The sequence below is a fragment of the Pectobacterium aroidearum genome (assembly GCF_041228105.1).
GTDB lineage: Bacteria > Pseudomonadota > Gammaproteobacteria > Enterobacterales > Enterobacteriaceae > Pectobacterium > Pectobacterium aroidearum.
The window spans coordinates 4,000,515-4,012,424 of sequence record NZ_CP166097.1 but is presented as its reverse complement, the minus strand read 5'-3'; the positions used below and the strand labels follow the sequence as shown (position 1 = coordinate 4,012,424).

Here is an 11,910-nt window from a genome sequence, read left to right as displayed (position 1 = left end):
AGGAGCCAGAATGTTTAGAATCTATCACTCCAATCAGTTGGATATCTTGAAAAGACTGATGGTTGAGTTGATAAAACGCCAGCCGCTTGCTGATCCCTTCCAGCAGGAAGTGATTTTGGTGCAAAGTCCGGGGATGGCGCAGTGGCTGCAAATTGAGTTGGCTGGGCACTTCGGTATTGCTGCCAATATCCAATTCCCGCTGCCCGGTGTTTTCTTGTGGAATATGTGTCGCCACGTGCTGCCGGATATTCCAAAAGAAAGCGCCTTCAGCAAGGATGCGATGACGTGGAAGCTCATGCATTTGCTGCCCGATTTACTGGAACAACCTGATTTTTCGGCACTTAACCACTATCTGCAGGATGATGATAACCAGCGTAAGCTGCATCAGCTTGCCGGGCGCGTAGCGGATCTTTTCGATCAATACCTGATTTATCGCCCCGAGTGGATCAAGGCATGGCAAGAAGGGAAACAGGTTGACGATCTCGGCGGGAACCAGCTGTGGCAGTCGGCGCTGTGGCGTGCGCTGGTGGACTACACTCGCGAACTGGCGCAGCCCGAATGGCACCATGCGATTCTGTATCAACGCTTTATTAATGCGTTAGAGCAGGCAAAAACATGTCCGAAAGGCCTGCCGCCACGCGTTTTTATCTGTGGTATCTCGGCGTTACCTCCCATCTATCTACAGGCGTTGAACGCACTGGCGCGGCACATTGACGTGCATCTGCTATTTACCAATCCTTGTCGCCATTACTGGAGCGATATTCAGGACTATAAGTTTCTGGCGAAGCTAAAAGCCCGCAACCGGCGCTTGCATCGCTTTGACGGCGTTCAGACGGATGAGACGCGTCCGTTATTTCGCGATCCTGGACAGGCAGAGACGCTGTTCAATGACGACGGTAACCAGTTGATTAATAATCCGCTGCTAGCATCGTGGGGAAAGCTGGGGCGCGATAATCTTTATCTGCTGGCTGAGTTGGATAATGTGCAGGAGGTCGATGCCTTTGTTGAGTCGGATGGCGAAAATCTGCTGCAAACCCTGCAGCGCGATATCCTTGAGCTGGAAGACCACGCGGTCGTCGCCGTGAGTCACGAGACGCAGAACAGCAGCATGCAAAAGCGTCTGCTGGCGCTCGACGATCGTTCGGTTGATTTTCACGCCTGCCATAGCCCCCAGCGTGAGGTTGAAGTGCTTCACGACCGCTTGCTGGCTATGATGGCGGACGATCCTCAACTGATGCCGCGTGACGTCATTGTGATGATGGCGGACATCGACAGCTATACGCCGTTTATTCAGGCGGTATTTGGTAACGCGCCGGATAATCGCTACCTGCCTTTTGCCATTTCCGACCAGCGTGCGCGGCATGCACATCCTGCCTTGCAGGCGGTAATCAGCCTGCTAGATTTACCGACCAGTCGTTTTACGGCGGAACAGGTTCTGGCATTGCTTGAAGTCCCCGCGTTAGCCGCTCGTTTCGGTATTCAGGAAGAAGGGTTACGGCGTTTGCGCCTGTGGGTGGTGGAATCGGGCGTGCGCTGGGGATTGGATGACGACAACGTGCGCGATCTCATGCTGCCGCCAACGGGCCAGCATACGTGGCGTTTTGGTCTGACGAGAATGCTGCTGGGCTATGCGATGGACAGTCAGGTCGGCGACTGGCAGGGCGTGCTGCCCTACGATGAATCCAGCGGATTGATTGCGGAACTGGCTGGTCAACTGGCCGAACTGCTGATGCAGATTCATCAGTGGCGTCAGCGCTTGTCTCAACCACGAGTGCTTGTCGACTGGTTACCGCTATGTCGAGAGTTGATCGAAACTTTCTTTGATGCTGACAGCGAGACCGAAGCGGCGCTGGCGTTAGTTGAAAAACAGTGGCAGTACGTGATTGGCATGGGGACGATGGCGCATTATCCACAGCAGGTGCCGATTTCCCGGTTACGTGATGAACTTTCGCGGCGTCTCGATCAGGAACGGCTCAGCCAGCGTTTTCTGGCCGGTGCGATCAACTTTTGTACGCTGATGCCGATGCGTTCTATCCCATTCAAGGTCGTGTGTTTGCTGGGGATGAATGATGGTGTCTATCCCCGAACGCTGCCGCCGCTCGGGTTCGATCTGATGGGGCGGAAGATCAAGCGTGGCGATCGTAGCCGACGTGACGACGACCGCTACCTGTTCCTTGAAGCGCTGCTGTCGGCGCAGCACAAACTTTATATCAGCTATATCGGGCGCTCGATTCAGGATAATACACGCCGCTATCCTTCCGTGTTGGTTAGCGAACTGACGGAATATATCGCGCAAAGTTACGTCCTGCCGGGGGATGAAACGCTGGATATTGATAGCAGCGCGGAACGGGTAATGAAGCACCTCTGCCGTGAACATAGCCGTATGCCTTTTGATGCAGATAACTTTCTGCCAGCACCGCAGCCATTGAGCTTTGCGGCAGAATGGCTGGCGGCGGCGAACCGAAAAGGGGAGGCACAGCCTGATTTCGATCGTGAAGCGTTGTCCGAAAGAACAACTGATAGCGATGTGAGTCTGGACGATCTGAAGCGTTTTTATCGTCATCCTGTGCGAGCCTTTTTTCAACTGCGGCTTGGCGTGAGTTTCATGCTACATAGCGATGAACTGCTGGATGAAGAGCCCTTTGTGGTGGATAGCCTTAACCGCTATCAATTGAATAGTGAGTTGCTTAATACCTTGATTAACGAAGGTGATACGGAAAAGCTGTATCGCCGTGCCAGAGCTGCGGGTGAATTGCCCTATGGGGCGTTTGGCGAAATTTACTGGCAGGAACAACAGCAGGAGATGGCGCAGCTGGCTGCGCGCGTGCGTGATGAATTAACGCCCTCGCTGTCGGTGAGTCGGGAAGTCGATATCCTCCTTGACGGCGTGCGCGTGAGCGGTTGGTTAAATCAGGTGCAGCCGGATGGCCTGCTACGCTGGCGCCCCGGCACGCTTTCCATGAAAGACGGCATTACGCTGTGGTTGGAACACCTGGCCTACTGTGCGACGGGGGGGCAGGGGGAAAGCCGGTTGTATGGGCGGGAAGATACCGCGTGGCGCTTTGCAGCCCTGTCGGAAACGCAGGCCAGAGAACATCTTGCTCTGATGTTGGAAGGGTATCGGCGGGGAATGAGCAAGCCGCTGTTACTGCTTAATAAAGCGGGAAGCGCCTGGCTTGCTGAATGTTATGATCGCGAAAGCGAGAGCCTGCGCTCGGATGAAGAGACGCAAAACAAAGCGCGAGCCCGCTTACTGCAAGCCTGGCAGGGTAATATGGGAATGCGGGGAGAAGGTGAGGATTATTACCTGCAGCGTATTATTCGTGAGTTGGATGAAAAACGAATGAATGAGGTGATTGAAGCGGCGCAAATCTGGCTACTGCCACCGTTCCGCTCTAATCTGGCGTGATGAGTTTGTTTTGGGTCATACCCGAGTCGATTTCGAGGTGCGAGAAGATAACGCACTGCAACGTGAAAAGTGATGGATATGAGGTTGGAGAATTGCATGCGTAAACAGTGGGTCTGGATTACCGGGTGGTTTCTTTTATTCACATTCTGGCTTCCGGCGAGTTGGGCAGAAACAGGCTGGCAGCCGCTGGCGCAGACCATTCGAAAAAGCGAAAAAGATCCGCGGCAATATCAGGCGATCAAGCTGGATAACGGAATGACCGTTCTGCTGGTTTCCGATCCGCAGGCACCCAAATCCTTGGCATCACTGGCGTTGCCTATTGGTTCGCTGAACGATCCTGATAACCAACTGGGGCTAGCGCATTACCTTGAACACATGGTGCTGATGGGATCGAAACGTTACCCAGAGCCGGAAGCACTGTCCGAATTTTTGAAAAAGCATGGCGGCAGCCACAACGCCAGCACGGCGTCTTACCGCACGGCGTTTTATCTGGAAGTGGAAAATGATGCGCTGCGGCCAGCGGTCGATCGCATGGCCGATGCGATTGCGGAACCGCTGCTCGATCCGGTGAACGCCGATCGTGAGCGTAACGCGGTCAATGCAGAATTGACGATGGCACGTTCGCGTGACGGTCATCGCATGGCGCAGGTAGGCGCAGAGACGCTGAATCCGGCGCACCCGAGCGCGCGTTTTTCGGGGGGCAATCTTGAGACCCTGAGCGATAAACCCGGTAGCAAACTGCATGATGAACTGGTGAAGTTTTATCAGAAATACTACTCGGCCAACCTGATGAAAGGGGTGATTTACAGCAATCAACCTCTGCCGGAACTGGCGAAACTGGCGGCCGACACATTCGGGCGTATTGCCAATCACAACGCCAGCGTTCCCGCGGTTACCGTTCCTGTCACGACGGAGAAGCAGCGTGGCGTAATGATTCACTATGTTCCTGCACAGCCAAGAAAACAGCTGCGTATTGAGTTTCGCGTCAGCGATATTAGCCAGGAATTTCGTAGCAAGACGGATACCTACATTAGCTATCTGATCGGTAACCGCAGCCAGAATACGCTTTCTGACTGGTTACAAAAGGAAGGTCTGGTTGAGTCTATCGGTGCAGGTTCTTCACCGATCATTGACCGTAACGGCGGCATGTTTGCAATTTCAGCCTCGCTGACCGATAAAGGTCTGGCACAGCGTGACGAGGTGATTGCCGCCATCTTCCGTTACCTGCAACAAATCCGTACCGAGGGGATTCAACAGCGCTATTTTGATGAAATCGCGCATGTTCTGGATCTGGATTTCCGCTATCCGTCCATCAGTCGGGATATGGACTATATCGAATGGCTGGTGGATACCATGTTGAGCGTGCCGGTCGAACATACGCTGGATGCGCAGTATGTTGCGGATCGTTATGATCCAAAGGCTATCGCTGCACGTCTGGACGAAATGACGCCGCAGAACGCACGCGTCTGGGTCATCAGTCCGAATGAACCACATAATAAAGTGGCCTATTTCGTCGATGCGCCGTACGAGATGGATAAAATTCCATCGGCCACATTCGCAAAATGGAAAACGCTGGGACAGAAAATGTCGCTGTCGTTGCCAACGATCAATCCGTATATCCCCGATGATTTTTCCCTGATCAAAGCCGATAAGGCGATGACTAAGCCGACGCTCCTGCTGAATCAGCCGGGGTTACGCGTGTTGTATATGCCAAGCCACTACTTCGCCGATGAACCGAAAGCGGAAATTACGCTGTTTCTGCGGAATCAGGAAGCGCGCAGTACCGCCCGTAATCAGGTGCTGTTTGCGTTAAATGATTATTTGGCGGGGCTGGCATTGGATGAACTCAGCTATCAGGCCTCGGTTGGTGGCATCAGTTTCTCCACCCGCAGCAATGATGGTCTGGTGATTAACGCCAATGGCTATACCCAGCATTTACCACGGTTGCTACTGACGTTGGCGGATGGCTATGCCTCCTTTACGTCGACGGAAGAGCAGTTAGAACAGGCAAAATCCTGGTATTTGCAGCAGTTGGACGCGGTAGAGAAATCAAAAGCGTTTGAACAGGCATTACAGCCGATTCAGGCTGTGTCGCAACTGCCTTACTTCGAGCGTGGTGAACGCCGTAAGCTGCTGAAGGATATCCGTTTACAGGATGTGGTTAACTACCGTAAAGATCTGCTGCAAAAAGCCACGCCGGAAATGCTGGTCGTCGGCAATCTGGCTCCAGAGCGAGTCACCGAACTGGCAAATACGCTGAAAGCGCATTTGAAGGCCGATGGTGAAAATCTGTCGCGCAGCGATGATGTCAAAGTCAGTAAGACACAGCTTGCTAATCTACAGCGTCCTGGCAGCAGCACGGATTCTGCGTTAGCGGCGGTGTATGTACCGACAGGGTACTCGGAAACGCAGAGTATGGCATACAGTTCCGTGCTGGGGCAGATCGTCCAGCCTTGGTTCTATAGCCAGTTGAGAACGGAAGAGCAACTGGGCTATGCCGTGTTTGCCTTCCCGACGTCTGTGGGCAGACAGATGGGCATCGGCTTCCTGCTGCAAAGTAATAGCAAGCAACCGGCTTATCTCTATCAGCGCTATGAAGATTTTTACCTGAAAGCGCAAAAACGGCTGCGTGAAATGAGTGAAGAAGAATTTTCGCAGTATAAGCAAGGCGTGATGAATGAACTGAATCAGCGTCCGCAAACATTGGGCGAAGAAGCTGGCCGACTGCGTAAAGATTTGGATCGGGAAAACTTTGCTTTTGACTCGCGTGAGAAACTGCTCGAACAAATCAAACCGCTGACGGTGACGCAAGTGGCTGATTTCTTCCAGAAGGCGCTGAAGCCTGAAGGGCTCGCCGTGCTGTCACAGGTTTCCGGTAGCCATCATGGTAAAGCTGACTATGCTGCGCCGAAGGGATGGCATACCTACGCGGATGCATCTTCGTTGCAGAAAACGTTACCGCATGAGAAAGCGCCTGCGATGATCCCGGCCCCCGCAGCACTGCCGACGGTAGAAGCTGCGGCACCGGAAGCTGTCGGTAAGGTTTCAGCAGAATGAACAGCGCCGCGCCGCAATCATTAGACGTCATGACGTTGCCGCTCCTGGGGGAGCGGCTGATTGAGGCGTCGGCCGGAACAGGGAAAACCTATACGCTGGCGGCGCTCTACCTGCGCCTGCTACTGGGGCTGGGTAAGCAAGCAGCTTACCCACGTCCGCTACTGGTCGAGGAAATTCTGGTTGTGACCTTTACGGAGGCGGCGACCGAAGAACTGCGGGAACGTATTCGAGCCAGAATCCACGCTTTACGCATCGCCTGCCTGCGTAAAAGCGCGCAGGGTGAAGAGTCGGAGAAGCCTAAAGATGCTTCGCTAGCACAATTGCTGGCGGAGATTTCTGACCATCGCGATGCGGCTGACGTCTTGCTGGCGGCCGAACGACAAATGGACGAGGCGGCGATCTACACGATCCATGGTTTCTGCCAGCGTATGCTCAGTACCAATGCGTTTGAGTCTGGTGTGCTTTTTGAACAGGTGCTGATAGAAGATGAGCAGCCACTGCGCCGTCAGGCCTGCGCCGACTTTTGGCGTCGTTATTGCTATCCGTTGCCGGTAGAGGTCGCACGTATTGTCGGTCTGGAGTGGAAAGGGCCGGAAAACCTGCTGGCCGATCTGGCTCCCTATCTGCACGGTGAAGCGCCTGCATTTCGCTTGATGCCAGAAGAGGATGAAACGCTGCAGAGTCGGCACGATAAGATCGTGGCGACGATCGACGCGTATAAACAATGCTGGCTGGCGTCAGCAGCGGACCTGGAAGCGTTGATTAGTGCTTCTGGCGTCGATAAACGCAGCTACAGCAGTAAGCATCTACCCAACTGGCTACAGAAAGTCACGCAGTGGGCAGAGCAGCAGCCGACGCTGGATTACCAACTGCCGAAGGATCTGGTACGGTTTTCCCAGCAAGCGCTCATTGAAAAGACGAAGAAAGGAGAACCGCCCGTTCATGCCCTTTTTGAGGAAACAGACCGGCTGCTCGCCACACCGCTGTCACTGCGTGATTTAGTGATTGTGCGTGCACTGTCGGCAATCCGAGAGTCAGTGAGTGAGGAAAAGCGGCAGCGTGCAGAGCTAGGGTTTGACGATCTGCTGAGCCGTCTGGATGTTGCGCTGCAACAGCCGGGCGGGGAACGGCTTGCCAGCGCCATTCGCGAACGCTATCCGGTGGCGATGATCGATGAATTTCAGGATACCGACCCCCAGCAGTACCGTATTTTTCGGACGCTGTATGTCGGGCAGCCGCAGTGTGGGCTGCTGTTGATCGGTGATCCTAAGCAGGCTATTTATGCGTTTCGCGGTGCGGATATTTTTACCTATATGCACGCGCGCGGAGAAGTGGCTGCACATTATACGCTGGGCACGAACTGGCGATCGTCACACCAGATGGTACATGGCGTTAATCGTCTATTTGAACGCCTCGAATATCCTTTTATTTTTCAAAACATCCCGTTCCTACCGGTCAAGCCTGCCGAATCTAAGCGCGGTTTGGTGTTTGAGGTTGCCGGGAAGCCGCAGCCTGCACTGCAATTCTGGCTAACGGGTTCAGAACCGATTGGCATAGGGGATTACCAGCAGCGGATGGCGCGCCAGTGTGCGGCGCAGATTCGTGACTGGCTCGCCGCCAGCCAGCGTAATGAAGCCTGGTTGGTTACCGATGATTCCCGGCGTTTGGTCAAGGCATCCGACATGAGTGTGCTGGTGCGTAGCCGACGTGAAGCCTCGCTGGTTCGTGATGCGCTGAGCCGTTTGTCTATACCTTCGGTGTATCTGTCCAATCGCGACAGCGTATTCAGTACGCCGGAAGCCAGCGATATGTTGTGGTTGTTGCAGGCGGTGCTGGCTCCAGAGCAGGAGCGCACGTTACGCAGCGCGATGGCGACGGCTCTGATGGGGTTGGATGCCGGACAGGTTGATGCATTAGGGCAAAGCGAAACCGCGTGGGATGCGCTAGTAGATGAATTTGCGGGTTATCGCGCGTTGTGGCGTCAGAAAGGCGTACTGCCCATGCTGCGTGCACTGATGAGTCGCCATCAATTGGCGGAGAACCTGCTGGCGAGCGCGGAAGGGGAACGCCGTCTCACCGATATTCTGCATATCGGTGAGTTGTTGCAGGATGCCTCGGCAACGCTCGATAGTGAACACGCGCTGGTGCGCTGGCTATCGCAACAGATTGTTCAGCCGAATCCGCAGGCAGAGAACCAGCAACTGCGTCTGGAAAGCGATCGCCATCTGGTGCAGATCGTGACGATCCATAAATCGAAAGGGCTGGAATATCCGCTGGTGTGGTTGCCTTTCATTAGCCACTTCCGCGTGCAGGATCAGGGTATTTATCACGATCGCGAGAGCTATCAGGCCGTGTTGGATCTGCAAAATCATGAAGAAAGCCAGACGCTGGCGGAAGAAGAGCGGCTGGCGGAAGATTTACGTTTGTTGTATGTCGCGCTGACCCGTTCTATTTATCACTGTAGCGTCGGCGTCGCACCGATTCAGCGGTCACGTAAGAAAGACGGTAGCAGCGATATGCACCAGAGCGCGCTGGGTTATTTACTCCAGCGTGGTAAAGAAGCTGAGGCTGCCACGTTGGTTAGCGAGCTGGAAGGCATGGTCGGTGACGGTGTTGCATTAACACCGTTACAGGCAACGGAAGAACAGCGCTGGCAGCCGGATAGACCAGAATTGGCGGAGCTACGGGCTCGCCACATTGAACGCCAGCTGCGCGATGGCTGGCGAGTCACCAGCTATTCAGGGCTTCAGCAACATGGTTCCGCAGGCGCGCAGGATCTGGTTCCGCGTCTGGATATTGAGGCGATAGGCGAGCGTCAGGAAGGGGATGAAACTCAACTGACGCCACATACGTTCCCGCGCGGCGCAAGTCCGGGGACGTTTTTACATAGCCTGTTTGAAACGCTGGATTTCACTCAACCCGTTGATGATGGCTGGCTGACCGAGCAGTTGCAGCTACAGGGGTTTGAAGCCCACTGGCAACCGGTGTTGAAGGCGTGGATGGATACGCTTTTGCAGACGCCGCTTAACGAACAGGGGATTACGCTATCGGCGCTGGATAATGCAGATAAGCAGGCTGAATTGCAGTTTTATATCCCGATCGAGGCACCGATACAGGCGGCGCAGTTGGATCGGCTGGCAAAGCATCACGATCCGCTATCTGCTCGCTGTCCGGCACTCTCTTTTCAGCAGGTGAAAGGTATGCTGAAGGGGTTTATCGATCTGGTGTTCCGCTGGGAAGGGCGCTATTACCTGCTGGACTACAAATCCAATTGGCTTGGCCCTGATGCCAGTGCGTACACCCAGACAGCCATGATGCAGTCGATGGCCGAACACCGCTATGACCTGCAATATCAGCTCTACACGCTGGCCTTGCATCGCTATCTCCGTCACCGCATTGCGGATTACGACTATGAGCGCCATTTTGGCGGCGTGTTTTATCTGTTTTTACGCGGCGTTGAGGAATCTCACCCCGGCAATGGCATCTTTGCTTGTCGTCCCTCCGCTGAATTTGTTTTCGGGCTTGATACGCTCTTCAAGGGAAAGACGCCTGACGATGCTGATACAGGAATTCCCTCATGATTGCCTTACTTGAAACGGCACTGGCGCGACGGCTGCTGCGCCCGTTGGATATTCAGTTTGCCAGAATGCTGGCGGATGAGACGCAGCCCGATCTGCTACTAGCCGCCGCTTGTCTTAGCGCGCATTCGGGCGCGGGACATGTGTGTTTACCGCTGGAGAATTTGCAGGCACAGACGCTGTTTGACGGCCGCGATCCTGAGTTGGCGCAGCAGCTGCTTACGGAGGCAGGGTTAAACACGGTTTCTGCATGGCAACAGCGTTTGTTGGCGTCTGATGCTGTCAGTGACGGCACGACGTCAACGCCGCTGGTGCTGCAAGGAGAAAAACTGTATTTACAGCGTAGCTGGCAGAGTGAGGGGCGTGTAGCGCGGTTTATCGCCAGCGAGCGCGATACGATATCGATTGATGAACCTGCGATCCGATCGGTTCTGGAGCGGCTGTTTCCTGACACGGGCGAAGAGGTTGACTGGCAGAAGGTGGCCGCTGCTGTCGCATTGACGCGCCGCATTGCGATTATTTCCGGCGGACCGGGGACGGGGAAAACCACGACGGTCGCCAGGCTGTTGGCGGCGCTGATTGAGCTGAATACGGGAGAGGCGTTACGTATTCAATTAGCCGCGCCGACCGGGAAAGCGGCTGCGCGGCTAACGGAGTCGCTGGGGCAGGCTCTGCACCGTCTGTCTGTGGAACCTCAACAGCGGGAAGCGTTCCCGCAAGAGGCGACGACGCTGCATCGACTGTTGGGCGCGGTGACGGATAGTCAGCGCCTGCGTCACCATCAGGACAATCCGCTGCATCTGGATGTGCTGATTGTGGATGAGGCGTCGATGGTCGATCTGCCGATGATGGCGAATGTGATCGCTGCGCTTCCGCCACACGCCAGAATTATCTTTCTTGGCGATCGCGATCAGCTGGCGTCCGTCGAGGCGGGAGCAGTACTGGGAGATATCTGTCGTTTTGCCGAGGCGGGCTATAGCCGCGCGCGGGCGCAGCAACTGCAGCGGCTGACGGGCTGTAAATTGGATGAAAGTGGTCCTGAAGGACAGGCGACGGTCAGTGACAGTATCTGTCTGTTGCGCCGGAGCTACCGTTTCGATCCGCATTCCGGTATTGGCCAACTGGCGCTGGCCGTGAACGGCGGCGATGATGTTCGCGTGCGTGCGGTGCTGAATGGCAAGTTTGCTGATATCACCTGTAGTCCATTAGCTGAGGCTGAAGAGTATCAGGCCATGCTGGCACAGTGTGTTGAAGGGTATCGCGATTATCTGCAACTGATTGCTGCGGGAGCCTCGCCGGATGCTGTGCTGCTTGCCTTCCAGCGCTATCGCCAGCTGTGCGCGCTGCGCGAAGGGCCGTTTGGTGTAGCAGGGCTGAATCAGCGCATCGAGCAGGCTTTGCATCAGGCTGGGCTGATTCAGCGCAGTCGTAATCCGCTTAACCGCTGGTATCCCGGCCGCCCAGTCATGATTGAACGGAATGATGCCGCATTGGGCCTCTTCAATGGCGATATTGGTATCGCCATGACGGGGGAAAGCGGTGAACTACGCGTGTTTTTCCCCTTGCCGAATGGCGAAACCAAAGACGTCACGCCAAGCCGTTTGCCGCCGCACGAAACGGCCTATGCGATGACGGTACATAAATCGCAAGGGTCGGAGTTCGATCATACCGCGCTGGTGTTGCCTAACCACTATTTGCCGGTGCTGACGAGGGAGTTGGTGTATACCGCCATCACCCGTGCACGCCAGCGTTTATCTCTCTATACCGACATCAGGATCCTCTGTCGTGCGGTGAAGACGCCAACGCAGCGCTATAGCGGTTTGGAAGAGCGAATTAGCGCGTTAATGGCACGTTCTTGAGAGCATG

The 11,910-nt window shown here is 55.0% G+C and carries 4 protein-coding genes; all 4 read left to right on the top strand.

What is annotated here, in order from left to right; genetic code table 11:
* Positions 1-10: 10 nt before the first annotated feature.
* The 4 genes from recC to recD all read left to right on the top strand — a co-directional run bounded on the left by recC (position 11) and on the right by recD (position 11,903).
* Positions 11-3,409, top strand: a complete 3,399-nt coding sequence (gene recC, locus AB8809_RS18115) for an exodeoxyribonuclease V subunit gamma (protein WP_349855168.1) — start codon at positions 11-13, stop codon at positions 3,407-3,409.
* A 96-nt stretch (positions 3,410-3,505) separates the two neighbouring features.
* Complete coding sequence (gene ptrA, locus AB8809_RS18110; RefSeq protein WP_349855167.1) at positions 3,506-6,466, top strand: pitrilysin; 2,961 nt, start codon at positions 3,506-3,508, stop codon at positions 6,464-6,466.
* Positions 6,463-10,047, top strand: a complete 3,585-nt coding sequence (recB, locus tag AB8809_RS18105; protein WP_349855165.1) for an exodeoxyribonuclease V subunit beta — start codon at positions 6,463-6,465, stop codon at positions 10,045-10,047. The genes ptrA and recB overlap by 4 nt, the downstream gene beginning before the upstream one ends.
* Complete coding sequence (recD, locus tag AB8809_RS18100) at positions 10,044-11,903, top strand: exodeoxyribonuclease V subunit alpha (RefSeq protein ID WP_349855164.1); 1,860 nt, start codon at positions 10,044-10,046, stop codon at positions 11,901-11,903. Before recB ends, recD begins: the two co-directional genes overlap by 4 nt.
* The last annotated feature ends 7 nt before the right edge of the window (positions 11,904-11,910 follow it).